Here is a 24924-nt window from a genome sequence, read left to right on the forward strand (position 1 = left end):
GGGAGGGCCGCGCCGCCGGGCTCAACAGCCGGAGGCGGCGATCACAAGGCGCATGCCGAGGGTGGTCAGACTAGGGCCGGGGGTGCTCGGGCCTTCAGCCGCGACAGGAACCAGCCGGCGGCGATGTGCTGGCCGGGCAGCCCGATGGAACTGTGGGCGACGACGGAGACCGGCAGCACCACGGTCAGAAGCGGCGGCGGCGCGGTGAGGCCGGCGACCAGCCCGCAGACCGGGCAGTCCTCACCCATGGACAGCGTGGGCTTGCCGTCCGGAAGCAGCGACTCAGGCGGAGGGCCGTCGGGGAGGGTGATGGACGCCATGCCCTGCGGCGTGCAGATCATGACCGTTTCGCCGGTCGTGGCGTTGGCCACCGGAACCAGGAAGGCCCAGCCGAGAAGCTGCAGAAGCAAAGCGACCCCGCCCACCATCACGGCGGCGCGGCCCAGCCTGCGTCCGATGCTCCGAAATCCGGCCGGCATATCCCGGTTCTTCCCCATCTTGAATAGGGATTTAAGCTAGACGGGCTAGGCCGAATGCACAAGCGCGCAATGGCCGCAGCCCCGTCCCGGTGGTTGCCTGCCCGTTGCCCGTCTGCCGGTCAGGGACGGGCGGCTCCTCAATGCGCCTCGTCCCAATTGCCGCCGATGCCGGCCTCCGCCACCAGCGGCACGCCGAGCGTGGCGGCGCCTTCCATCACCGCGCGCACCAGTGCGGAGGCGCGCTCGGCCTGATCCTCCGGCGCCTCGAACAGCAGTTCGTCGTGAACCTGGAGCAGCATGCGGACTTCGTCGAAGCCGGCTTCCTTCAGGGCGCCGGGCACGCGGGCCATGGCGCGCTTCATGATGTCGGCGGCGGTGCCCTGGATCGGCGCGTTGATCGCCTGCCGTTCCGCGAAGGCGCGGCGGGCGGCGTTCTTGTCGTGGATGCCGGGGATGTAGCAGCGCCGCCCGAACAGAGTCACCACATGGCCGTTCTGGCGGGCGAAGGCCTTGGTCGCCTCCATCCACACCTTCAGCTCGTGGAAGCGCTCGAAATAGGCCTTGATGAAGGCGTTGGCCTCGCCCGGCGCGATGCCGAGCTGGCGGCCCAGCCCGAAGCCGGAAATGCCGTAGATGATGCCGAAGTTGATCGCCTTGGCCTTGCGCCGGATCTCCGAAGTCATCTGGTCCAGCGGCACGCCGAAGACCTGGCTGGCGGTGGCGGCGTGAATGTCGATGCCGTCCTGGAAGGCCTGTTTCAGCGCGGCGATGTCGGCCATCTCGGCGACCAGCCGCAGCTCGATCTGCGAATAGTCGATGGAGATCAGCTTGTGCCCCGGCGCCGCGACGAAGGCGCGGCGGATCTTGCGGCCCTCCTCGGTGCGGACCGGGATGTTCTGCAGGTTCGGGTCGGTCGAGGAGAGGCGGCCGGTGTTGGTCGCCGCCATGGCGAAGGCGGTGTGCACCCGCTCCGACCCCTCGACGATCTGGGCCTGGAGCGCGTCGGTGTAGGTATTCTTCAGCTTGGCGAGCTGGCGCCAGTCGAGCACGCGCTGGGCGATGACGTGGCCCTGCTCCGCCAGCTCCTCCAGCACGCTGGAATCGGTGGAGTAGGCGCCGGTCTTGCCCTTCTTGCCGGTCCCCAGCTTCATTTCGTCGAACAGGATTTCGCCGAGCTGCTTGGGCGAGCCGATGTTGAAGCTGCGCCCGGCGTGCTGGTGGACCTCCTTCTCGATCTCCGCCATGCGGACGGCGAGGTCCTGGGACAGGCGGGCCAGCGCCGCCCGGTCCACGCGGATGCCGCAGGATTCCATGTCGGCGATCACCGGGACCAGCGGGCGTTCCAGCGTCTCGTAGACGGTGACCATCCGCTCGTCGACCAGCCGCGGCTTCAGCACCCGCCACAGGCGCAGCGTGATGTCGGCGTCCTCCGCGGCGTAGGCCAGCGCCTTGTCCAGCGGCACGCGGTCGAAGGTGATCTGGTTCTTCCCGGTGCCGCAGACCTCCTTGTAAGGGATGGTCGTGTGGGCGAGGTGCAACTCCGCCAACTCGTCCATGCCGTGGCCGTGGGCGCCGCCCTCCAGCACGTAGGAGATCAGCATGCTGTCGTCGATCGGCGATACGCGCACGCCGTGGCGGGCGAAGAGCTGGTGGTCGAACTTGAAATTGTGGCCGATCTTCAGGATCGCCGGGTCCTCCAGAACCACCTGAAGCGCTTTCAGCGCGTCCTCCGCCGGGATCTGCTTCGGCGCTTCCGGCGTCTCGAAGGACAGCTCCCCGCTGGCCGCGGCGTTGGGGGCCTGATGGGCCAGGGGGATGTAGCAGGCCAGCCCCGGCTCGGTCGCCAACGAGATGCCGACCAGCGTCGCCGTGGCGGGGGTCAGCGAGTTGGTCTCGGTGTCCACGGCCAGGACGCCGGTGGTACGGGCGCGCTCGAGCCAGACGGCCAGGGCGTTGAGGTCCTGCACCAGCTCGTAGCGCTGCTCGACGTCGGTGGGCGGAGCGGGGCGGCTGCGCGGGGCGCCGGCCTCCGCCGCCAGGGCAGGGGAGGGGGCGGCGGTCTTGGCCGGGCCGGCGGACGGCGTGGCGGAGGGGACCGCGCCGTCGGCGATGGTGCCGTCCTTGCGCATCTCCGCCTCGACGCGGCTGACGATGGTGCGGAAGCCCTGGGCGCGCAGGAAGTCGATCAGCTTCTGGTGGTCGGGCTCGCGGACGCGCAGCTCCTCCAGCGGCTTCGGCGGCGGGGCGTGATCGTCCAGCAGGACGAGGCGGCGGGAGATCCGCGCCTGCTCCGCGAAGTCGATCAGCTTCTGGCGGCGGGCCGGCTGCTTGATCTCGCCGGCGCGGGCTAGCAGCGATTCCAGGTCGCCGTACTCGGTGATGAGCTGGGCGGCGGTCTTCACGCCGATGCCTGGCACGCCCGGCACGTTGTCCACGCTGTCGCCGGCCAGCGCCTGCACGTCCACCACCCGGTCGGGGGCAACGCCGAACTTCTCGAACACCTCGTCGGGGCCGATGGGCTTGTTCTTCAGCGGGTCGAGCATGCGCACGCCGGGGCGGACGAGCTGCATCATGTCCTTGTCGGACGACACGATGGTGACCTCGCGCCCGGCCTCGTTGGCCAGCCGCGCGTAGGTGGCGATCAGGTCGTCGGCCTCATAGCCCTCCAGCTCCAGGCAGGGCAGGCAGAAGGCCTCCGTCGCCTCACGGATCAGGGCGAACTGGGGCTTCAACTCCTCCGGCGGCTCGGGGCGGTGGGCCTTGTATTCGGGATAGAACTCGTTGCGGAAGTTCAGCCGCTTGGAATCGAAGACCACCGCCACGGCGGACGCCTTCAGGTCGGCCAGCAGCTTCAGCAGCATGTTGGAGAAGCCCAGCACCGCGTTCACCGGCGTGCCGTCCGGACGGTTCAGCATCGGCAGGGCGTGGAAGGCCCGGAAGATGAAGCCCGACCCGTCCACCAGATACAGGCCGCTGCCGTCCCCGGCGGGTGCGGGGGCTTCGGTGGCGGTCTGGAGCGTGTCGGTGGTCTTTTCGTCGGACATGATGCGGCCTCTTCCCTTTGGGGCGTTACCATGGCCGAAGGCGGCCCGAGAGTCGAGCGCCCGACGCCCCCGAAAAGGCCTGCCGTGGAGGGCCGGACTCTCAGTCGCCGGTTTCGCGGTTCGGGGCGGCGACCGGCTTGGATTCGGGTGAGCCGCGTTCGCGCAAGTAGATGCCGAGCACGATCAGAACGCCCATGGACAAAAATTCGCTTTGCCAGTTCTGGAAGCTCTCGTACCAGAATTCCGGATCGGCGAGGGTTTCGCCCATGGTCCGGATGGGCTGATGGTGCCACGCCGCCTCTTCGTTCGAGCGCCGCGTGCTGCCCGCCAGATGAAGGGCGAAGGACATCACGAACAGCGTCACCAGAGCGATGCTGAGCGAGTGGGAGTAGAGACGCAGCAGCAGGCCGCCCCGGTGCACCGGCCAGGGCGCGTCGGGGTCGCCGCGCCGCCGCTCGGGCGCCTCATCCTCCGGGTTGGCCTTCCCCGGCTTCTTGGATTCCGACGAGCCCTTCTGGATCAGGATGGCGGTCAGCAGCACATAGACCGACATCTGGAGAAACTCGCTCTCCCAGTTCTCGAAGGTCGCCGACAGGAAATGGCCGGTCGTCAGATAGTCGAGGAAGCCGACGGGCGGCTGGGTGTGGAGGCGAAGCTCCTCCGCCAGGGCGCGCCATCCCGCCAAGACCTGTCCGACGATCGAGACGAGGAACAGCCCGAACAAGGCGACCGACAACCCGTTGTCCCGCAGGAAGCGACGCATGAGGTGCACCTTGATTCGGATGTCACGCCCTGGTCCATCAACGCTTGGCCAAGCAGGAGGTTTCCCCGCCCTCCCGAAGTCTCGCCAGGAACCTTGAAAGACGGAGTCTTGTTGATTGGAGGCTCCACACAACAACCTTTGGTCCATTTCCCATGAACCACCCTGTCGCCGGAGCCATCGCCGGACTGGCTGGCACTGTCGCCATGACGGCGGCCATGCGCGCCATGTTCCGCGCCCTGCCGGAAAAGGATCGTTACCCCTTGCCGCCGCGCCTGATTACGGACCGCGTCGTCGGCTCGACCGGTGTGATGGACGCGATGGACGAACCGGAGCGCCGCGACCTGACGCTGGCGCTGCATTACGGCTACGGCGCGGCCGCCGGAGCGCTGTATCCGGCGGCTGCGCGCCGGATCGGCGGACCGGCGGTGGTGACGGGGATCGGCTATGGCCTCGCGGTCTGGGGCGCCAGCTATCTGGGGTGGATTCCGGCGATGGGCATCCTGACCCCCGCGACGCGCCATCCGAGCGCCCGCAACGGCCTGATGCTGGCCGCCCATGTGGTGTGGGGAGGGGTGACGGGCGTTACGGCCGCGTATTTGATGGGAGGGGGAGGCCAAAGCCGGGTCGGTGAGGAGCCGGTGGCGGGCGCTCACGAGCATTCCCCTGCTGTCCGGGAGCTGGCATAGCGATACCGGGATGCAAATAAAAAAGGCCTAGCCCGCACTGCGGCTAAGCCTTTGAAATCGCTGGCGGACCCGAATGGATTCGAACCATCGGCCTCTGCCTTCGGAGGGCAGCGCTCTATCCAGCTGAGCTACGGGTCCTTCATCAGCGGAGGCGCACCATAGCGAAAAGCCTCGCACAGTGCAAACACTCCTTTCGACATTTTTTCACCCCCCGCCGGGGCCGCCCATCCGCGCCTATTTCGCGGCCAGGAGGCTGCGGTTGCGGTCGGCGCCGCTCGCCAGGGGCTGCTTGGGGTTCTCGATCCAGGCGGCGATGTCGTTGACCACCACCTGACCCTTCAGGTCGCGCAGCAGCATGTGCCAGCCGTCGGGATACACCGCCACGACATGCCGTCCGCCGGACCCGAACTCCTCGACCGCTCTGTTGACCGGCGTCTTCGGCAGGACCTCCTCGTGGGCGCCGTAGAGCACCAGGGACGGCACCTTCAAATGCCCGCAGGCGGCCAGGGCCGTGCCCATCAGGTCGGTCAGTCCCTCCAGCGCATCGACGCGGGAGCCCTTGATGACCAACGGGTCGCGGCCCAGGGCGCGCAGCATTTCGATGTTGTCGGACGCTTGGATCTTCAAATCCTTTGGCGGGTGCACCACCATCCCAGGGACCGTGTTGTAGCTGAGCCAGAGCAGCGCCCTTGGGAAGAAGCCCATCGCGTCGCGGCCCCAGACGGCGGGGGCGACCAAAATCGTGCCGTTCACGGCGGGCGGAGTCGCGCTGGTCATCGCCGCCAGCACCACGGCACCGCCCATGCTCTCGCCCATCAGATAGACCGGCAGGCCGGGGTGGCGGGCGTGGATCTGGGACACCGCCGCCTTCAGATCGGCCACCAGCGTGTCGGTGCCCGGCCAGATGCCGGTGTTCCGCGTGGCGCCGAAGCCGCGCTGGTCGTAGGCGTAGACGGCGATTCCCCGCGCGGCGAGGCTGCGCCCGGCCCCGTCGAAGGCGTTGGAGTAGTCGTTGTAGCCGTGCAGGGCCAGAACCACCGCTTGCGGCGCCCCGCCCTCGGGCAGCCAGCGCCGCAGCGGCAATTCGAAGCCGTCGGCGGCGATCAGGGCGCTGTCGGTCAGGGCCGGCTGGGTAACGGGCAAGCCCATCGGCTGATAGGCCGCGGTGCAGCCGGACAGCAGAAGGCCGATCCCGACGATCAGTTTCGCCATCCGGCCGGCCGCCCTACGCCGCATCGTGCGCGATCTCCTTCCGGGCGTGCGCGCCGCCGGTCAGTTGCAGGAAGATGTCCTCCAGGTCCGATTCCTCGGTGCTGAGATCGACCACCCCCAGCCCCGCCCCGGCCAGCGCGGCGAGGATGCCGTCGACCCGCTGGCGGCTCGGCTGGTAGCGGACGACCAGGCGCCGCGGCTCGGCCAGTTCGGCGGTGAAGGCGGACAGTTCGGCCGGCACGGCGTCCAGATCGCGGTCAACCAGAACGGTCAGCGCCTTGGCGTCCACCCGGCGGAGCAGAGTGGCGGTCGGCTCGCAGGCCACCACCGTGCCGTGGTTGATGATGGCGATGGAGTCGCACAACTCCTGCGCCTCCTCCAGATAGTGGGTGGTCAGCAGCACCGTCGAGCCCTCGCGGTTCAGCTTGCGCACATGCTCCCACAGCTGGATGCGCAGTTCCACGTCCACGCCGGCGGTCGGTTCGTCCAGCACCAGGACGGGTGGGGTGTGCACCATCGCCTTCGCCACCATCAGCCGCCGCTTCATGCCGCCCGACAGCGACCGGGCGTAGGCATCGGCCTTGTCGCGCAACCCGACGGCCTCCAGCAGCTCTTCGGTCCGGCGCTCGGCCTTGGGCACGCCGTAGAGGCCGGCCTGAAGCTCCAGCATTTCCCGCGGGGTGAAAAAAGGGTCCATGTTCAGTTCCTGGGGGACCACGCCAATCGACGCCCGCGCCTGGCGCGGATGGGCGTCGATGTCGGTTCCCCAGATCGACACCGTGCCGCCGGTCTTGTTGACCAGCCCCGCCATGATATTGATGAGCGTGGACTTGCCCGCCCCGTTCGGCCCCAGCAGCCCGAACACCGCCCCGCGCGGAATCGCCAGGTCGATGCCTTTAAGAGCCTGTTTCGGGCCGGTCTTTCCGGAAGCTTGGTAGGTCTTGGTGAGGCCGCGCACCTCCACGGCGTAGGCGGGGACGGCGTGGGCGGGCAGGGCGGCGGCGTTCAGCGGGGCGTGCGCAACCATGGAATCGAAAGGGCCTTTCCGGTCGTGCCTCCGAGTCCGAATCCCCGGGGGCGATCACTGTCCAATCACTTGATCCGTCCGGCGCGTTGGGTATGATCCGACCCCGCGCGCGTGCCTCATTCGGTGGGCATCTTAACGATGGCGTTAACGCGCGCGTGTGTCAAAGTGGAGGATGTCTGCCATGCAGCCAATTGAAACGATTGAAGTCGAGACCCTGACCGTCGGATGCGACGGTGGCGGCGGCGCGCTCGGCCACCCGCTGGTCTATCTGACGCTGAGCGCCGAGGGGAAGGTCGAATGCCCCTACTGCTCGCGTCACTTCGTCCTGAAGGAAGGCGCCAAGACGGGCACGCACGGGCACTGAGCCCGGCGGCGCCTCTTACAGGGCGGAAATCCCGCGCGCAGCAAGGGCCGGAGCGATCCGGCCCTTTTTGTTTGCCGATGGGCCGAACCGGTGGTTCAGGGCGATTCTGTGGCCTTTCCGCCACCCGGCGCTGTGGCGATGCAACGTCCGGGCGGGATCGGTCATATGCCTCTTTTGTTGCAATTGTGAAAAATATAAAACGAACCGCCTTGACGCGCGTCGCGATCCGCCTTCTACTTTTTTGCGGCGCAAAAGAGGCGTCCATCGCAATTGCCCGCTCAGGTCCTCCGCATGCTTTTTCCTGAGGCCAACGCTCTCGCGCCAGATGAGACCCGGTCCATGAGCCAAGAGACGGAAGAGCAATACAGAAGTATTTTCGAGAACGCGGTCGAAGGCATTTACCAGACCACGGTGGACGGGCGTTATCTGCGGGTCAACCCGGCGCTGGCCCGGATCTACGGCTACCGGTCGCCGGCCGACCTGATCGACAACCTGACGGACATCGCCGGCCAGCTCTACGTCGATCCCGGCAAGCGCGAGGCCTTCGCCCGCCTGATGGCCGAGCGCGACGTGGTGCAGAGCTTCGAGGCGCGGGTCTTCCGCAACGACGGCTCGATCATCTGGATCTCGGAGAACGCCCGCTGCGTGCGCGATCCGCAGGGCCGCATCCGCTATTACGAAGGCACCGTCCAGGACATCACGGAGCGCAAGCAGCACGAGGAGAAGATCCGCCTGCTCGCCACCGTCTTCGACAGCGTGGCCGACGGCATCCTGATCGTGGACCCCGACCTGTCGGTGCAGGCGGTCAACCCGGCCTACGAGGTGATGACCGACTTCCAGCGCGAGGAGCTTCTCCACCGCCCGCTGGTGATCTTCGCCCCCGGCTCGCACGAGCGCGCCTTCATCGAGGACATCTGGCGCACCGCCCGCACCGAAGGGCGCTGGCAGGGCGAGGTGACAAGCTTCCGCCATTCCGGCGACGCCTTCGCGGCCTCGCTGTCGGTCACGGCGGTGCGTGCGCCGGGCGGGGCGCTGGAGCATTACGTGCTGACGCTCGCCGACATCAGCCAGCGCAAGTACCAGGAACACCAGATCCGCTATCAGGCCAGCTTCGACCGGCTGACCGACCTGCCCAACCGCTGGCTGGTCTGCGAACGGCTGGAGGAGGCCATCGTGCGCGCCCAGCGCATGCGCACCAAGGTCGCCGTGGCCTTCCTCGACCTCAACCGTTTCAAGCAGGTCAACGACACGCTGGGCCACCACGCCGGCGACGACCTGCTGAAGCTGGTGGCCAAGCGGCTGCGCAACTGCACCCGCGTGTCCGACACGGTGGGCCGGCTGGGCGGCGACGAATTCCTGATCGTGGCGCCCGACGCGATGGACCGCGCCTCCGGCGCCCGGCTGGTCGAGAAGGTGCTCTATTCGATGGGCGAGCCCTTCGCCGTCCACAACCAGGAACTCTTCTGCGGCGCCTCGATCGGCGTCGCCTTCTTCCCCGACGACGGCGAGACGGCGGACCAGCTCCTGCGCAACGCCGACCTCGCCATGTACCACGCCAAGCGCAACCCGGAGTGCAAGTTCGTCTTCTACGAGGCGGGCATGCGGGAGCGCACAGGCTTCACGCTGGGGCTGGAAAGCGACCTGCGCCGCGCCGCCGCGACCGGCGAGGAGTTCGAGCTGCATTTCCAGCCCAAGGTGGACATGCCGCACCGCGGCTATCACCGGGTGATCGGGGCGGAGGCGCTGATCCGCTGGCGCCACCCGGTCCGCGGCCTCGTCAGCCCGGCGGAGTTCATCCCGCTGGCCGAGGAAACCGGCCTGATCTGGGAGATCGGCGCCTGGACCCTGAGGGAGGCCTGCGGCCGTCTGGCCGGCTGGCTGGCGGCGGGGCTGGACATCGCGTCGGTGTCGGTCAACCTGTCGCCGCGCCAGTTCCAGGACGCGCGCCTGGTGAATTTCGTCCGCGACGTGGTGGACCGCAGTGGCGTCCCGCCGGAACGGCTGGAGCTGGAGCTGACCGAGGGCGCCATGATCGGCGACATCGAGAAGGCGGTGACCATCCTGCACGGGCTGAAAGGGATCGGCATCCGCCTGTCCATCGACGATTTCGGGACCGGCTACTCCTCGCTGGCCTATCTGAAGCGGTTCCCGATCAACACGTTGAAGATCGACCGCAGCTTCGTCCGCGACATCGTGCAGTCGGCCACCGACCCGGCCATCGTCAACACCATCGTGAATCTGGCCGACAGCCTGGGCTTCGACACCATCGCCGAGGGGGTGGAGACGGAGGAGCAGGCGGACATGCTGCGCCGCCAGCGCTGCACGCGCATCCAGGGCTTCCTGATCAGCCGCCCGCTGGATGTGGACGCCTTCGAGCGCTTCCTGGTGGAGAACGCCGGGTAGGGCGGCTTCCCAATGGCAGCCCGGCGGGGGCGGGCCGGCGGGAAGCCGCGCCCCGTCAGTTGCCGAGCTTGTTGGTGTCGAGCACGATCATCGCCACGCCGATCTTCTCCTTGCTGGCGGGATCGAGCACGGGAACGCTGACCTCGGTCAGCATGGCGTTCGTCTCGGCGTCCTTCTCGGGGTCGGTCATGTAGAGGTCGGAGCCGCCGCTGTAGACCTTCTGCCACTTCGGCTCGTCGCCCTGCCAGTAGTCGGAGGTGCCGCCGGTCTGGGCAACGTTCAGGCCGCGGTTGTCCATCAGCAGGATTTCCACGATCCGTCCGTTGCTCTTGTCCGTCACCTCCTTCAGGCGCTTGGTCACGGCGTTGGCGGCGATCTTGTCGTAGGTGGGGTTGGCGGACTTGGCCTTGGCCGCCGCTTTCCAGTCATTGTCCATGGCGTCGATCTTGGCCTGGTCGAGGGCCTTGTTCTGAGCGTTCTGGGCCTTGACGGCGTCGACGACCGCCGGGTCGGCGAGCCAGGTCTGGGTCTGCGGGCTCACCGTCTTGCGGACGTTGGCTTCCAGGGCGGGATCGGCGGCGTAGGCCGGCAGCGTGCCGAGCATCGTCAGAACCGCCGCGGTGGACAGCAGCAGGGAAAAGCGTTTGGACATCGGTTCCTCCCATGATTGATCCGCCCGCGGGCTGCCTTCGCGGCCTGTGCTCCGTGGGCGCAAAACCATAGGTCCCGCTTCATCCCGCCTGTCAGAGGAATGCGTGAATTATTCCGTGAGACGGAAAATCAGTAAAACTAACCATTGTTGCGCTTGAATGGGCGGCGCCTGATCGAGGGGCAGGGTTCAGCGCTCTCCCTCCGCGTCTGCCGTCTCCCGTGGGCGGCTCAGCGCGTAGTGCAGCGACAGGGCGCGGATCTGCTCCTCCGTCAGGTTGCGCACCGCGGCGGCCATGATCCGGGACAGCGGCGTGTCGCCGTGTGCGTCCTTCTGCCAGAGGCGGAGCTGGTCGGCGATGTAGCTTGCGTGCTGCCCGTCGAGGTGGGGATAGCGCGGGTCGCGGTCCTCACCGTGGCAGCCGGAGCAGGCCGGAACCCCCGTGGCGCGGTCGCCGGACTCGGCCAATCGCGCGCCCAGTTCCAGCAGGGCCGGATCGGCGTCGGCGGGCGGGGGCGGGTAGGGTGCTGTCTGCTCCGCATAATGGTCGGCGAGGCCACGCAGAATCGATTCGTCGAGCCCGGCCGCCACCGGCTGCATGATGCCGCTGTGCCGCCCGCCCTCGGCGTAGGCCTTCAGCGCGTGGAAGAGATACTCGGCGTTCTGGCCGGACAGCCGGGGGAAGGCGGCGGCGCTGTCCCCGGCGCCGGCGCCGTCATAGCCGTGGCAGCGGGCGCAATTGTCCAGAACCTCGCGGGTGGAGCCGTCCAGCATCGCCAAGTCACTCAGGGCCGAGCGGTCGCCGTCCGGCTGCGTCTCCCCGAAGGCCAGACGGCGGTATTCCTCGGCGCTCATGCCGTCGAGCCGGCGCAGGAAGGCGGCCACCGCCCACGGTTCGTCGTCGCGCGCCTGCGCCGGCCAGGCGGGCATGCCGGCGTATTTGATGCCGTTGTAGGTGATCCAGTAGAGCTGCTTGTCCGTCCAGTCCCCGGCATGGCCCGGCAGGAAGGGCGGGGTGGGCAGCATGTGGCGCGAGATCGGATTGCGCCCGACGTCCGGCGCGCCATGGCAAGGGGCGCAGCCATCCTCGTAATGGCCGGCGCCGCGCCGGATCAGCGCCGGGTCGTCAAGGTCGGGCGGATCGCTCACGAAGGCGGCGTGCGTCTCGATGGAGCTGCGCATCGCCATGCTGAAGAACCAGTGGACCGGCGGCCAATGCTCCTTGCTGGCGGCGATGCTGTAGAGCCCCGACCAGGCGAACAGGAAGCCCCCCACCGCTTGGGCGCCCAGAACCAGCCCGATGATCGTCAGAACTCTGCGCATGGATGGGACGCTCCGCCGGTTGTGAGTGTTCGTCCCCGAATGAATGCTCCCCCGATGACCGAAGTTCCGGCGGAACCTGCGGCCTTGCCGTGAGTTTAGCCGTGCAACGACGACGCCCGCCGCCGCGGGCCAACGCCGCGAGGGGGGTGCATGGACCGCAGGTCTGGCCGCAGCGAGGGACGCAGACGGAATTGGCGGGGGGCGGCCCTGGCTGGCGGAATGGGGCTCCTGGCGGCCTGCGAGCGGGGGCCGCAATCCGCGCTCCATCCCGCCGGACGCAACGCCGAGGCGATCCTCGACCTGACGCTGATTCTGGTCGCCGGGGGCGGGGTCATCTTCCTTTTCGTCATGGCGCTGGCGGGGTACGCCGTCATCGCCCGGCCGGAACGCTTTCCCGGAGGCCGCGCCTGGATCATCGGCGGCGGCCTCGTCTTTCCCATCGTCACGCTGACCGCGCTTCAGGTCTACGAGTTCGCCGTGGCCCGGCAATTGTCGGACACCGGCGGGGTGGAGCCGCTGCGCATCGAGGTCACCGGCTATATGTGGTGGTGGGAGGTCCGCTATCCCGACGTGAGGGTGGAGGGGGGTGAGGTTCTGCGCACCGCCAACCGCCTCGTCATCCCGGCCGGGCGGCCGGTGGAGGTGGTGGTGACCGCGGCGGACGTCATCCACAGCTTCTGGGTGCCCAGCCTGGGCGGCAAGATGGACATGATCCCCGGCCACGAGAACCGGCTGATCCTGGTCGGGGAGCGGCCCGGCACCTACCGCGGCCAATGCGCCGAATACTGCGGCGCCCAGCACGCGCTGATGGCCTTCGACGTGGTGGTGGAGCCGCCCGACCGCTTCGAGGAATGGCTGGCCGCCGAGCGCCGCCCCGCCGCCGAACCTGAAGGGCCGCAGCAGACCGCCGGGCGCGACGCCTTCCTGCGCGCCGGCTGCGGGTCCTGCCACACGGTGCGCGGGACGCCGGCCAACGGGGCGGCCGGGCCGGACCTGACCCATGTCGGCGGGCGCGGTGCTCTGGCCGCCGGGACGCTGCCCAACACGCCGGAGGCCCTGGCCGGCTGGATCGCCGGGTCGCAGCACATCAAGCCGGAGAACCGCATGCCGTCCTTTCCGATCCTGGGCGGCGACGATCTGCACGCCATCGCCGTCTGGCTGGAGAGCCTGAAATGACCCCGCCGCTCGACGATGCCGCCCTGCCCAACCGCCTGCCGCGCCCGAAGGAGGAATTGGAGGCGCTGAAGCGCGCCTGGAAGCCGACCTCCGGCCTCGGCCTGCTGAAGGAGGTGAACAACAACATCATCGGGGTGATGTACATCGCCACGGCGCTGCTGTTCTTCGTCATCTCGGGCACGCTGGCGCTGGTCATGCGGACGCAGCTCGCCGTGCCGGAGAACGACGTGCTGGGGCACAGCCTCTACAACCAGTTCTTCACCGTGCACGGCACAGGCATGATGTTCCTGTTCGCCGTGCCCATCGTCGAGGCCATCGGCGTCTTCCTGCTGCCCTCCATGCTGGCGGCGCGCGACCTGCCCTTTCCGCGGCTGTCGGCCTTCGCCTTCTGGGCCTATCTGTTCGGCGGGCTGGCCTTCTTCTGCTCGCTGATCTTCGAGGTGGCGCCGGACGGCGGCTGGTTCATGTACCCGCCGCTGACCAGCATGAAGTTCTCGCCGGGCATCAACGCCGATTTCTGGCTGCTCGGCATCGGCTTCATCGAGATTTCGGCCATTGCCGGGGCCATCGAGATCATCGTCGGCATCCTGCGCACCCGGCCGCCCGGCATGACGCTGGACAAGATTCCGGTCTACTGCTGGTCGATGCTGGTCATGGCGGGGATGATCGTCTTCGCCTTCCCGGCGGTGATCGTCGCGACCGCGCTGCTGGAGATCGAGCGCGCCTTCGACTGGCCCTTCTTCATCGCGGAGCGGGGCGGCGACCCGCTGCTCTGGCAGCACCTGTTCTGGTTCTTCGGCCATCCCGAGGTCTACATCATCTTCCTGCCGGCGGCGGGGCTGGTGTCGATGATGGTGCCGGCGCTGGCGCAGCGGCCGCTGGTCGGCCACGACTGGGTGGTGGTGGCGCTGGTCGGCACGGGCTTCTTCAGCTTCGGCCTGTGGGTGCACCACATGTTCGCCACCGGCATCCCGCCGCTGAGCCTCAGCTTCTTTTCCGCCGCCAGCATGGCCGTGTCGGTGCCCGCCGGCATCCAGGTCTTCGCCTGGATCGCCACGCTGGGCAAGGGGCGGCTGCAATGGACGGTGGCGACGTGGTTCCTGCTGGGCTTCCTGTTCATCTTCGTGGCCGGCGGGCTGACCGGCGTGATGGTGGCGGTCATCCCCTTCGACTGGCAGGCCCATGACAGCTACTTCGTGGTGGCGCACCTGCATTACGTGCTGATCGGCGGCATGGTCTTCCCGGTCTTCGCCGGGCTGTATCACTGGTGGCCGACGCTGAAGGGCACCATGCTGTCGGAGCGGCTGGGGCGCTGGGCCTTCTGGATGATGTTCATCGGCTTCAACGTCGCCTTCTTCCCCATGCATGTCAGCGGCCTGATGGGCATGCCACGGCGCGTCTACACCTACCCGGGCGATCTCGGCTGGAACGTCCTGAACATGGTCTCGACCGTCGGGGCCTTCGTGATGGCCTTCGGCGTCCTGCTGGTGATGATCGACATGGCGCGCGACGCCTTCGGCCGGGGTCGCCCGGCGCCGGAGAATCCGTGGAAGGCGGGGACGCTGGAATGGATCCCGAACGACAATTACGCCACGCGCAGCATCCCGCACGTCCGCTCGCTCTACCCGCTGTGGGACAACCCGAGCCTGTCGCGTGAGGTGCAGGAGGGCGCCCATTACCTGCCCGGCGCCCCGACCCGCCGGCGTGAAACCATCGTGACCAGCCCGATCGAGGCACGGCCCCAGTATCTGATGCCGATGCCCGGCCCACACTGGAGCCACTTCCTCGCCGGGCTGTTCACCGCCGCCCACTTCATCTGTCTGGCGGTGCAGCTCTACTGGGTGTCGCTGGTGCCGGGGGTGTTGGCCATCGCCTCGGTCTTCTGGTGGGTGTGGAGCCTGGACAAGGGGGCCGACCATCCGCCGCAGGACGTCGGCGGCGGCTGGCGGGTGCCGGTCTATCTCCAGGGATCGGAGAACCATTCCTGGTGGGGGACGGCGGTCCTGTTGCTGGTGGACGGGACGGCCTTCGCCTGCCTGTGCTTCACTTACGTCTTCCTGTGGACGGTCAGCCCGGACGTCTGGCCGGTGGGCACCGACGCCCTGCCGGGGCTGGGATGGCTGTTCGGCGAAGCGGCGCTCTGGGTCGTGGCGGCGGGGGCGATGCTGCTGGCGAGCCGCGCCGTGGCCGGCAACCGCCCCTGGGCGACGCGGGGCCTCCTGCTTGCCGGTCTCCTGCTGATGCTGGCCGCCGCGGTGGCCGAGCCCTACAACCGCATCGCCAGCGGCCTCGTGGCGTCGGAGAGCGCCTATGGCGCCATCGTCTACATGCTGGCCTCCTGGCAGATCTTCCACGTCGTGATCCTGGTCCTGATGACCGGCTTCACGCTGGCGCGCTCCTTCGCCGGGCGGCTGCACGCGCGGCGCCGCGTCACCTTCGACAACGTGATGCTGGTGTGGCTCTACACCTGCGGGCAGGGGATCGTGTCCCTCCTGCTGGTGCATCTGTTTCCGCGTCTGGCGGTGTGAGGTGGACCATGGAGAAGACGGCCTTCACCGCGACCTTCACCGGAATGATGTCGGCCTTCCTGATCTGGGCCGCCCATTTCGCGGCGGTCTACGGCATCAACGGCCTGATCTGCGCCCGCCAATGGGACGGGGTGGAGCTGTACGGGCACCCCGTCGCGGTGGTGCTGATTCTCGGCGCCACGGCGGTCGCGCTGTTGCTGGCCGCGGGCGTGCTGGCGGCGGCGCTGTGGGGCGCGGCGCCGGGCCGGCGGACCAGCGAGGACCCGCGCCGCTTCATCCGCCTGTTCACCGGGCTCGCCGCCGCGGGATCGCTGGTCGCCATCCTGTGGAACGGGCTACCCGCCCTGCAGGTGCCGGCCTGCGGTTAACCCAGCCGCTCAGTCCGGGATGAGCCGGCGGTAGAGGTGCCATGTGGCGTGGCCGAGCACCGGCATGACGATCACCAGCCCGACGAAGGCGGGCAGCGAGCCGAGCAGAAGACCGCCCGCCACGATCAGGCCCCAGAGCGCCATGGGCTCGGGATTCTTCAGCGTGGCGCGCACGGAGGTGCGGATGGCCGTCGCCACTCCGACCCGGCGGTCCATGAGAAGCGGGAAGCTGACCACGCTGATCGCCAGCGCCAGGACGGCGAACAGGAAACCGACGCTGATCCCCAGCACGATCATCGCCCAGCCGGCACGGGTGGTGAACAGGGCGTGGGCGAAGGCGCTCCAGCCCTCCGGCGCCAGCGGGGCGAGGGTCGCCATGTAGATGAGCTGCGCCGCGACCAGCCACAGCAGGAACACGGCCGTCAGGATCGCCCCCATCGCCAGGATCGCCCCGAAGGCCGGGGAGCGCGCCACCGCAAAGGCGTCCGCCCAGGACACGCGGTCGCCCCGCTCGCGCCGGCGGCTCATTTCGTAGAGGCCGACCGCGGCAAAGGGACCGATCAGCACGAAACCGGAGGCCAGCGGGAACAGCAGGTGCAGCGCGTTCTCGCCGAACACCACCTCGGCCAGCAGCAACCCGACCAGCGGGTAGATCAGGGCGATGAACAGGACGTCGGTGCGGCAGGCCATGAAGTCATGGAGCCCCTTCCGCAGCGCGTCGCGCAGGTCGTCGCTGCGGATGCGCCGCACGGTCGGCTCCAGCGCCGCCCGCTCCTGCGCCGGCGGAGCGATGGCGTGACCCGCCTCGGCCAGGCCATGGGACCAGGATTTGAAATGGGCCGCTCCCCATTCCGCAGGGTTTCGGATGGTCATGTCCGTTCCTCCCGAACCGTTCGTTCAGGGGGTGCGAGCCCGCCCGTGCCCGGTCGCGGCCTTCGCTGTCGCGGCCCGGCGGTCACAGGAGATCCCGCGCCCCGCCATGCAGGGATGATACGCCGACGAATGGTTGTCGGCACTGTTCATTGGGGGAGGGAGGGCGTGGGGTGGCGCCGGCTTTTCCGGAACCGGCGCCTGCCCTATGGTCCTGACCGCAGGGCAACGACACCGGGGATGAGGATGGTGGAAAAGGAAGACCGCAAGGCCGTGCTGGCCCGCGTTCATGGCAAGGTGCAGGGCGTCTGGTACCGCGGCTGGACGGTGGATACGGCGAACCGGCTGGGGCTGGCCGGTTGGGTGCGCAACCGCGGCGACGGAACGGTGGAGGCGCTGTTCGCCGGCCCGGCGGACGCCGTGGATCGGATGCTGGAGGCCTGCCGCCGCGGCCCCTCCGCCGCCGTGGTCAGCGACATCGCCGTGGAGCCGGCCCGCGATCCCGGTCCGGGCGTCTTCGAGCAACGCCCGACGCAGTGACGTCCGGTCGAGATCAAGCCCCCGCTCCCCAACCGGCCCCCGATCCCAACCGGACGTCGCCCTCATGCCTCCGCGGTTTTGGCGGCGGCGACGAACTCCGCGCTGCTGGCCTTGCCCAGGCCGTTGAAGAACAGGTTCAGCAGGACCGCCGCGATGGTGCCCAGCAGGATGCCGCTGTGCAGGAGCGGCGACAGGAAGGGCGGCATCTTCTGGAAGATCTTGTCGGCGACGACGTAGATGTTGCCGCGGTTGGCCGTATAATCGACCTTCGCCAGGATCTTGATGCCGGTCGCCGCGACCATGCCGAACATCACCAGCCCGGCCCCGCCCAGCACATAGGTGGGAACGGAAGCGACGACGTGCGCCAGCTTCGGGAACAGGCCGAAGGCGACCAGGATGACGCCGCCCGCCACGCAGACCCAGCGGCTGCGCACCCCGGTGATCCCGACCAGTCCGACATTCTGCGAGAAGGAGGTGTAGGGAAAGGTGTTGAAGACGCCGCCGATCAGCGTGCCCAGCCCGTCCGTGCGCAGGCCGCGGGTCAGCTGCTCCGGCGTCACCGGGCGGCCGACCATCTCGCCCACCGCCAGGAACATGCCGGTGGATTCGATCATCACGACGATCATCACCAGCGACATGGTCAGGATCGACCAGAACTCGAACACCGGCATGCCGAACTGGAAGGGGTAGATCACGTCCACCCACTTCGCCTGTCCCACCCCGTCGAAGCTGACCAGCCCCAGAAGCATGGTCAGGGCGAAGCCCGCGACGATGCCCAGCAGGACCGAGATGTTGGCCCAGAAGCCCTTGGCGTATTTGGTCACCAGCAGGATCACCGCCAGCACGAACAGGGCGATTCCGAGATAGAGCGGGTCGCCGAAATTCGGGTTCCCGGCCCCGCCGCCGGCCCAGGTGATGCCCACCCGCATCAGCGAGATTCCGATGATGGCGATCACGGTCCCCGTCACCACCGGCGGGAACAGCGGCAGCAGGCGGCCGACCAGCGGGGCGGCCAGCGTGGCGAAGACGCCCGCCCCGATCACCGCGCCGTAGATGCCCAACAGCCCCAGCGACGGGTTCCCCGCCATGGCGACCATCGGCCCGACCGCGGCGAAGGTGACGCCCATCATCACCGGCAGGCGGATGCCGAACTTCCAGAAGCCCAGCGTCTGGATCAGCGTGACGATGCCGCAGGCGAACAGGTCGGCGTTGATGAGCAGCGCGATCTGGTCCTTGGGCAGCTTCAGCGCGCCGCCGATGATGAGCGGCACGGCGATGGCCCCCGCGTACATCACCATCACATGCTGCATCCCCAGCGCCAGCAGGCGCAGCAGCGGAAGCTTCTCGTCAACCGGATGGGTTGGCTGTGATGACTCCACCGACGACATGATCCATGACCTCCGCGAATGAACAGGCGCGAAGTGCACGGCCCATGCCACAACCGGTGGGGCGGAGGTTCGTGGCGAAGCTCGCCGGGATGTGGCGCGAAAGGCGGCGGTGTTCGGGAGGGGTGCCCAATCCATGGGCAGCCCCATATCCCCTCTCCCCTCTGGGGAGAGGGTTACTCGCCGGTATGTTTCGGGCGTTCGCTCAGGGCCGCGCGCTGGACAGCGGCTGCGCCGCTTCCGCCACCACCGCCTTGCGGACGGGCAGGCCGGCGCCGCGCAGGGCTTCGGTGATGCGGTCGCCGTGGCCCTCGTCCTCCACCTCGATCAGCAGGGCGACCTCGGCGGACTTGACGGAGAAGGCGCCGAACAGGCGCTGGTGCTGCACGTCGATGATGTTGCCGCCGCACTCCGCCACGATGCGGGCCACCTGGGCCAAAGCGCCGGGCTGGTCGGCCACGTCGATGTCCAGGTTGATCAGGCGCCCGTCGCGGGCGAAGCCGCGCATCAGCACGTTGGCGAGCGTCCGCGTGTCGATGTTGCCGCCCGACACGATCAGGCCGACCCGCTTGCCGCGGAAGCGCTCGGGGTGGAAGAGCAGGGCGGCCAGACCGGCGGCCCCGGCGCCCTCCGCCACGGTCTTCTCCACCTCGATCAGCATGGCGATGGCGCGCTCGATCACCGCCTCGGGCACCAGCACCACGTCGCAGCCGTTCTGCTTCAGGATGTCCATGGGCCGGTCGCCGACGTCGCGCACGGCGATGCCTTCGGCCACGGTCGGGCCGCCGACCTTGACCGGCTGCCCGGCGAGGCGCTGCGCCGCGGCGGGGTAGGTCTCCACCTCCACGCCGACGACCTCCAGGCCGGGCCGCAGCGCGCGGGCGGCGACCGCGGCCCCGGCGGCAAGCCCGCCGCCGCCGACCGGGATGGCCAGCGCGTCGAGGTCCGGCACCTCCGCCAGCATCTCCAGCACGACGGTGCCCTGGCCGGCGATCACCGCGTCGTCGTCGTAGGGATGGACGAAGACCAGCCCGTCCCGCTTGGCGAGGTCGTGGGCGAAGGCCGCGGCCTCGGCCAGGGAATCGCCCTCCAGGATGACGGTGGCGCCGTGGTAGCGCGTGCGCTTGACCTTCACGAAGGGGGTGAAGCGCGGCATGACGATGGTCGCCGCGATGCCCAGCCGCTTCGCGTGGTAGGCCACGGCCTGGGCGTGGTTGCCGGCCGACATGGCGATCACCCCGGCCTGCCGCTCCTCCGGCGTCAGGTGCAGCAGCCGGTTGGCCGCCCCGCGCTCCTTGAAGGAGGCGGTGAACTGGAGGTTCTCCAGCTTGACCCAGACCTCGGCGCCGGTGATCTGCGACAGGGTTTCCGAGCGCAGGAAGGGCGTGCGGCTGATGCGTCCGGCCAGCCGTTCGGCGGCGGCGTGAATGTCGTCGATGGTGACCGGCATGTCCTGTGCTTCCTCTACGAACCGCCCTTCCCAGGCGTACTGGAGACCGCACCGTACAGGTCCGGGCGGCGGTCCGCCAGATGCGTGCCGACGCGGCGCAGGGCGGGGTCCAGTTCGACGGTCAGCAACGCCTCGCCGTCGCCGGCCCGCGCCAGCACCGACCCGTCCGGCGCCGCCACGCTGCTGAGCCCGCAATAATTGAGTGTTCCCTCGCGCCCGCAGCGGTTGGCGTAGGCGACGAAGAGGCCGTTCTCGAAGGCGCGGGCGGGGACGATGGTGGTGGCGACGATCTCGTAGGGCGTCATCAGCGCGGTCGGCACCAGCAGCGCGTCCACCCCGGCCAGGGCGTGGCGGCGCACCAGCTCGGGGAACTCCACGTCGTAGCAGATGGCCACGCCGACCCGCATCCCGCCGACCGCCGCGGTCGGGAAGGAATCGCCGCCCGGCGCGTAGGAGCCGCGGTCGAGTTCGCCGTAGAGATGCGTCTTGCGCTGGTTCAGGAGGGCACGCCCGTCCGCCCCGATCAACTGCGCGGCGTTGTAAACCGCGCCGTCCGCTCCCCGTTCCGGATAGCCGTAGAGCAGGGCGATGCCGTGCCGCCGGGCGATGTCGGCGACCCGCGTGGCCATCGGCCCGTCCGCCGCCTCGGCCAGGGCGCGCACCGCCTCCGCGCCGATGTCGTAGCCGGTCAGGCCCATTTCCGGCCCGACCAGCAGGGCGGAGCCGCGCTCTGCCGCCTCCGCCGCCGCCCGCTCCAGACGGTCGAGGTTGCGGTGCGGGGCACCGGGCTCCGCGTCCGCCTGGAACAGGGTTAGCCGCATGCGGTCAGCCTTGCTTCTGGCGGTTGGCGAGGGCGCGCACCGACAGGCAAAGGATCTCGAACAGCATCTGCGCGCCGGCGTGGGCGGTGTTGGTCGTCGCGTCGTACTGGGGCGCCACCTCCACCACGTCGCCGCCGATGATGTCCAGCCCGTCGAGCCCGCGCAGGAGCGCCAGAGCCTCCCGCGTGGTCAGGCCGCCGACCTCCGGGGTGCCGGTGCCGGGGGCGAAGACCGGGTCCAGGCAATCCACGTCGAAGGAGACGTAGACCGGCCCGTCGCCCACCACCTTGCGCGCCGTCTCGATGACGCTGGCGATGCCGCGCTCCGGAATGTCCTCCGCGTGGATCACGGTCATGCCGCTGTCGTAGGAGAACTCCCACAGATACTCGGTGCTGCCGCGGATGCCGATCTGCACCGTGCGCTCAGGGTCCAGCACGCCGTCCAGGACCGCCTGCCGGAACGGGCCGCCATGGTGGAACTTGGCACCCTCGTAGGGGCCGCCGGTGTCGCAATGGGCGTCGAAATGGATCATGCCCACCGGGCGCTCGCGGCCCAGCGCCTTGAGGATCGAATAGGTGATGGAATGGTCGCCGCCCACCGACAGCGGGACGACGCCGGCGTCCATCACGCGGTTGTAGAAGGCCAGGATGTCGCCGTGGCAGGCTTCCAGACTGAAGCGGCTGGACAGCGGCACGTCGCCGACGTCGGCCAGTTTGCAGGAGGCCGCCGGGACCATGCGCAGGGCATGCTCGTAGGGACCGATGCGCTCCATCCCGCGGACGGCGCGCGGGCCGAGGCGGGCGCCGGCCCGGTTGGTCACGCCCAGGTCCATCGGCACGCCGATCAGCGCGATGTCCAGCCCGCCGAAGTCCGCGGCGTCGGCCGCGTCGGGGCGGTAGGGGGCGTCGAGCAGGGTGGACACCCCGGCGAAGGGCTGCACCCGCTTGCCGCCGGAGAACTGGAGGGCGGCCACCCGCTGGAACTCCGGATCGTGGAAGTCGTCGCCGCCGGAGCCGCTGTACTTCGTACGCAAACGATCAAGCTTCTGAGGGTCGATCATCGTCCGGATCTCTTTGAAAAAGGAAAAGGGTCAGTCGTTTTTGGCCCAGGCGCCGAGAAGGCGGGGCAGGTCGCCGAACCACGCGATCAGCCCGAAGACCACCGCCGTCAGCGACACGAACAGCACCGTCACGGCGGCCATGGTCGGGGTGTAGCCGTAGCGGAGCGCGTTGAAGATCTTGATGGGCAGCGTTTCCAGCGTGAAGCCGACCACCATGTAGGCCACGATGTACTCGTTCAGCGACAGCACGAAGGCGAAGGCGAAGCCGGAGATCACATAGGGCCGCACCAGCGGCATCACCACCGTGCGCAGCACCGTCCGGTCGTCGGCCCCCATGGTCGCCGCGGCCTCCACATAGGAGCGGTCCACCGCCCCGAAGCCCAGCGACAGCGTGACCAGCGGCAGCGTCACGAAGAACACCGCGTGGCTGACCACCACCGTCCAGGGCGACCCGTACTCGCCGACCGCCGCCCAGAAGCTGAGGAAACCCAGCGCGGTGATGACCGGCGGCAGGATGAAGGGCGTCATGCCCAGCACCTCGAACGCCCGCGCCCAGGGCGCGCGCCAGCGCCACAGGAACCAGGCCAGCGGGAAGGCGATCAACACCGCCAGCGCCGCCGACAGGGTGGCGACGACGAGGCTGGTGATCAGCGCGCCGCGCCAGCCGGGATCGGTGAAGACCTCCGCGTACCAAGCGAGCGAGAAGCCCTGCGGCGGGAAGGTCAGGGACTTCTTCTCGTTCACCGAGACGCCGGCCACCACCAGGATGGGGGCGGCCAGGATCAGGGCGATCAGGCCGGCGGCCAGGGAATTCAGCGTGCGCATCAGCATCAGGCCGTCTCCTCCCGCCGACCGGCGAGCAGCGCCAGCCCGACCAGGGCAAGGCTGACCAGCACCAGGAAGACGGCCATCGCCGCCGCGAAGGGCATGTTGGACTGGTAGATCGCCTGATCGGTGATGAGCACCGACAGCGTCCAGTGCTGCGGCCGCCCGAGAAGCTGCGGCAGCAGGTAGGAGCCGAGCGCGAAGACGAACACCATGATCGTGGTCGCCACGATGGTGTTGCGCAGCGCCGGCACCACCACCGTGAAGAAGGCGCGCAGCGGCGAGGAGCCGAGCGTGCGCGCCGCCTCCTCCAGATAGGGGTCGAGGCGGGCGAGTGCGGGGTAGAGCACCAGCACCGTGTAGGGGAAGGCCTGATAGACCAGCCCGGCCAGCAGCGCGCCGAAGCTGGGGCTCAGCGATTGCGGCTCGGCCATCAGGCCCAGCGCCACGAACAGGTTGGTGATGCCCGCCGTGCGCGACAGCAGGGTGGACCAGGCGAAGCCGATGATGACTTCCGACAGCGAGAGGATCGACAGCAGGAAGACCAGCCAGCGGATCTGCGCGCCGCGCGACAGCTTGACCAGCCGGTAGGTGAAGGGGAAGGCGATGCCCACCGACAGCGCCGCGACCAGCGCCGCCAGCCCCAGCGAGAAGGACATCACCCCGCCGAAGAAGGCGGTCAGGAACCGCTCGTAGTTGGCGAAGACGAGGTCCGGCTCGTAGAAGCCGCCGGGCACGCGCCGGAAGACGCTGACCGCGATCATCAGACTGAAGGGGATGACGAAGAAGACGACCAGCATCAGCGCCGGGAAGAGGATCGGCGCGTGCTCGGCCAGACCACGGGGCGCGCGGCGGATCATTGCGGGCGCTCCGCCATTGGCGGCAGCACGACGCAGGCCGCCGGGGGGAACTCCACCGCCAGGGCGCCGCCGGGGGCGACCGGAGGGCGGTCCTGCGGACGCGACAGCGCGACGATCTCCCGCCCGGCGACGTCGATGCGGAATTCCACGCTGGCGCCGAGGTCGCGCATGAAGGACAGCGTGCCGGTCAGCCGGTTCGGCCCGTCCGTTCCGGCGGGATGGACGACCACGTCCTCCGGGCGGACGGACAGCAGGACGCGGCCGGTCGGCGGCAGGTCCGGCAGGTGCAGGGTGCCGCCGGGCACGGCGGCGGTGCCGGGTGCGGTGACCTCGCCCTCCAGCAGGTTGGTCATGCCGATGAAGTCGGCGACGAAGGCGTCGGCGGGCTGGCGGTAGACCTCCATCGGCGGGGCGGCCTGATGGATGCGGCCCTGCGACATCACCACCACGAGGTCGGCCATGGTCATCGCCTCGCGCTGGTCGTGGGTGACGACGATGGTGGTGATGCCCAGCCGCTGCTGAAGCTGCTTCAGCTCGATCTGCATGGCCTCGCGCAGCTTGGCGTCGAGCGCCGACAGCGGCTCGTCCAGCAGGAACAGCTTGGGCGACAGGGCGAGCGCGCGCGCGATGGCGACGCGCTGCCGCTGCCCGCCCGACAGCTTGGAGACCGGCCGGTCGGCCACGCCGGGCAGGCGCACCAGCTCCAGCAGCTCGTCGGCGCGCTTGCGCTGCTCGGCCTTCGTGGCGCCGCGGATGCGCAGGGGGTAGGCGATGTTCTCCCCCGCCGTCAGGTGCGGGAAGAGGGCCAGCGACTGGAACACCATGCCGAATTCCCGCGTGTGGGCGGGGGCCGTGGTGATGTCGCGCCCGTCGATGACCAGCCGTCCGCCGGAGGGGTCCTCCAGCCCGGCGATCATGCGCAGCAGCGTCGTCTTCCCGCAGCCGGACGGGCCGAGCAGGCAGACGAATTGCCCGTGCGGGATGCGCAGCGATGCGCCGTGCACCGCGGTCACGGGACCGTATCGTTTGGTGAGACCGTCGAGGACAAGGGCTGACATGGGCAAACTTATTTTGATTGGAGCTGTATATCC

Annotated in this window: 22 protein-coding genes and 1 tRNA gene; 7 read left to right on the forward strand and 16 right to left on the reverse strand. The window is 69.0% G+C overall.

The features are described 5' to 3' along the window. Positions 1 to 65: 65 nt before the first annotated feature. The 3 genes from AMK58_RS26845 to AMK58_RS26855 form a co-directional block, all read right to left on the reverse strand. Positions 66 to 479: a DUF2946 domain-containing protein gene (locus tag AMK58_RS26845; RefSeq protein ID WP_035675343.1), complete on the reverse strand. Its 414-nt coding sequence runs from the start codon at positions 477 to 479 to the stop codon at positions 66 to 68. A gap of 137 nt (positions 480 to 616) precedes the next feature. Then, complete coding sequence (gene polA, locus AMK58_RS26850) at positions 617 to 3523, reverse strand: DNA polymerase I (protein WP_059399674.1); 2907 nt, start codon at positions 3521 to 3523, stop codon at positions 617 to 619. Between the two features lie 100 nt (positions 3524 to 3623). After that, positions 3624 to 4286: a DUF6766 family protein gene (locus AMK58_RS26855; RefSeq protein ID WP_035675336.1), complete on the reverse strand. Its 663-nt coding sequence runs from the start codon at positions 4284 to 4286 to the stop codon at positions 3624 to 3626. 152 nt (positions 4287 to 4438) lie between these two features. On the opposite strand from AMK58_RS26855, the gene AMK58_RS26860 reads away from it, so the two are divergent. Next, positions 4439 to 4972, forward strand: coding sequence for a hypothetical protein (locus tag AMK58_RS26860; protein WP_059399675.1), 534 nt, complete (start codon positions 4439 to 4441; stop codon positions 4970 to 4972). A 61-nt stretch (positions 4973 to 5033) separates the two neighbouring features. Here the strand turns inward: AMK58_RS26860 and AMK58_RS26865 are convergent. From AMK58_RS26865 to AMK58_RS26875, 3 genes are all read right to left on the reverse strand, one after another. Continuing rightward, positions 5034 to 5110: transfer RNA gene (locus tag AMK58_RS26865), tRNA-Arg, on the reverse strand. A gap of 96 nt (positions 5111 to 5206) precedes the next feature. After that, positions 5207 to 6184: an alpha/beta fold hydrolase gene (locus AMK58_RS26870; protein WP_079285643.1), complete on the reverse strand. Its 978-nt coding sequence runs from the start codon at positions 6182 to 6184 to the stop codon at positions 5207 to 5209. A gap of 13 nt (positions 6185 to 6197) precedes the next feature. Then, positions 6198 to 7211, reverse strand: a complete 1014-nt coding sequence (locus AMK58_RS26875) for an ABC transporter ATP-binding protein (RefSeq protein ID WP_051140930.1) — start codon at positions 7209 to 7211, stop codon at positions 6198 to 6200. A gap of 181 nt (positions 7212 to 7392) precedes the next feature. Between AMK58_RS26875 and AMK58_RS26880 the strand changes: the two genes are divergently transcribed. Continuing rightward, positions 7393 to 7575: a zinc-finger domain-containing protein gene (locus AMK58_RS26880; protein WP_035682430.1), complete on the forward strand. Its 183-nt coding sequence runs from the start codon at positions 7393 to 7395 to the stop codon at positions 7573 to 7575. A 339-nt stretch (positions 7576 to 7914) separates the two neighbouring features. Further along, positions 7915 to 9978: a putative bifunctional diguanylate cyclase/phosphodiesterase gene (locus AMK58_RS26885; RefSeq protein WP_059399677.1), complete on the forward strand. Its 2064-nt coding sequence runs from the start codon at positions 7915 to 7917 to the stop codon at positions 9976 to 9978. Between the two features lie 55 nt (positions 9979 to 10033). Here the strand turns inward: AMK58_RS26885 and AMK58_RS26890 are convergent, their stop codons facing one another. Then, on the reverse strand, positions 10034 to 10630 hold the full coding sequence (locus AMK58_RS26890) for a PDC sensor domain-containing protein (protein ID WP_035682435.1): 597 nt from the start codon (positions 10628 to 10630) through the stop codon (positions 10034 to 10036). Between the two features lie 186 nt (positions 10631 to 10816). Beyond that, on the reverse strand, positions 10817 to 11950 hold the full coding sequence (locus tag AMK58_RS26895) for a c-type cytochrome (protein WP_035682437.1): 1134 nt from the start codon (positions 11948 to 11950) through the stop codon (positions 10817 to 10819). Between the two features lie 219 nt (positions 11951 to 12169). Here AMK58_RS26895 and coxB point away from each other — a divergent pair, with 219 nt between their 5' ends. Genes coxB through AMK58_RS26910 form a run of 3 tightly spaced genes read left to right on the forward strand, consistent with a single transcriptional unit; the run spans position 12170 to position 16022 of the window. Continuing rightward, a complete protein-coding gene (coxB, locus tag AMK58_RS26900) occupies positions 12170 to 13126 on the forward strand; it encodes a cytochrome c oxidase subunit II (protein WP_137165302.1) in 957 nt (318 codons plus the stop codon). Beyond that, positions 13123 to 15654 (forward strand): cytochrome c oxidase subunit I, encoded by a 2532-nt coding sequence (gene ctaD / locus AMK58_RS26905; RefSeq protein ID WP_035682442.1) that lies wholly within the window; start codon positions 13123 to 13125, stop codon positions 15652 to 15654. Before coxB ends, ctaD begins: the two co-directional genes overlap by 4 nt. Before the next feature lie 8 nt (positions 15655 to 15662). Then, on the forward strand, positions 15663 to 16022 hold the full coding sequence (locus AMK58_RS26910) for a hypothetical protein (protein ID WP_035682444.1): 360 nt from the start codon (positions 15663 to 15665) through the stop codon (positions 16020 to 16022). Positions 16023 to 16031: 9 nt separating this feature from the next. Here AMK58_RS26910 and AMK58_RS26915 read toward each other — a convergent pair whose 3' ends face one another. After that, positions 16032 to 16895, reverse strand: coding sequence for a DUF2189 domain-containing protein (locus AMK58_RS26915; RefSeq protein ID WP_079285641.1), 864 nt, complete (start codon positions 16893 to 16895; stop codon positions 16032 to 16034). Between the two features lie 243 nt (positions 16896 to 17138). Between AMK58_RS26915 and AMK58_RS26920 the strand changes: the two genes are divergently transcribed. Continuing rightward, on the forward strand, positions 17139 to 17432 hold the full coding sequence (locus tag AMK58_RS26920) for an acylphosphatase (protein ID WP_035682446.1): 294 nt from the start codon (positions 17139 to 17141) through the stop codon (positions 17430 to 17432). 62 nt (positions 17433 to 17494) lie between these two features. Here AMK58_RS26920 and AMK58_RS26925 read toward each other — a convergent pair whose 3' ends face one another. From AMK58_RS26925 to AMK58_RS26955, 7 genes are all read right to left on the reverse strand, one after another. Then, on the reverse strand, positions 17495 to 18820 hold the full coding sequence (locus AMK58_RS26925; RefSeq protein WP_035682449.1) for a nucleobase:cation symporter-2 family protein: 1326 nt from the start codon (positions 18818 to 18820) through the stop codon (positions 17495 to 17497). A 202-nt stretch (positions 18821 to 19022) separates the two neighbouring features. Next, positions 19023 to 20267 (reverse strand): threonine ammonia-lyase, encoded by a 1245-nt coding sequence (locus AMK58_RS26930; protein ID WP_059399678.1) that lies wholly within the window; start codon positions 20265 to 20267, stop codon positions 19023 to 19025. Positions 20268 to 20281: 14 nt separating this feature from the next. Next, positions 20282 to 21088 carry a carbon-nitrogen hydrolase family protein gene (locus tag AMK58_RS26935; protein WP_035682461.1) on the reverse strand — a complete coding sequence of 269 codons (807 nt, stop codon included), beginning with the start codon at positions 21086 to 21088 and terminating at the stop codon, positions 20282 to 20284. A 4-nt stretch (positions 21089 to 21092) separates the two neighbouring features. Beyond that, a complete protein-coding gene (speB, locus tag AMK58_RS26940) occupies positions 21093 to 22148 on the reverse strand; it encodes an agmatinase (RefSeq protein WP_035682463.1) in 1056 nt (351 codons plus the stop codon). Between the two features lie 30 nt (positions 22149 to 22178). Then, positions 22179 to 22979, reverse strand: a complete 801-nt coding sequence (locus tag AMK58_RS26945) for an ABC transporter permease (protein ID WP_051140931.1) — start codon at positions 22977 to 22979, stop codon at positions 22179 to 22181. Then, on the reverse strand, positions 22979 to 23833 hold the full coding sequence (locus AMK58_RS26950) for an ABC transporter permease (RefSeq protein ID WP_035682465.1): 855 nt from the start codon (positions 23831 to 23833) through the stop codon (positions 22979 to 22981). The genes AMK58_RS26945 and AMK58_RS26950 overlap by 1 nt, the downstream gene beginning before the upstream one ends. After that, positions 23830 to 24891, reverse strand: coding sequence for an ABC transporter ATP-binding protein (locus tag AMK58_RS26955; RefSeq protein WP_035682468.1), 1062 nt, complete (start codon positions 24889 to 24891; stop codon positions 23830 to 23832). Before AMK58_RS26955 ends, AMK58_RS26950 begins: the two co-directional genes overlap by 4 nt. Between the last annotated feature and the right edge of the window lie 33 nt (positions 24892 to 24924).

Origin of the sequence: Azospirillum brasilense, assembly GCF_001315015.1 — a bacterium.
GTDB classification, from domain to species: domain Bacteria; phylum Pseudomonadota; class Alphaproteobacteria; order Azospirillales; family Azospirillaceae; genus Azospirillum; species Azospirillum brasilense.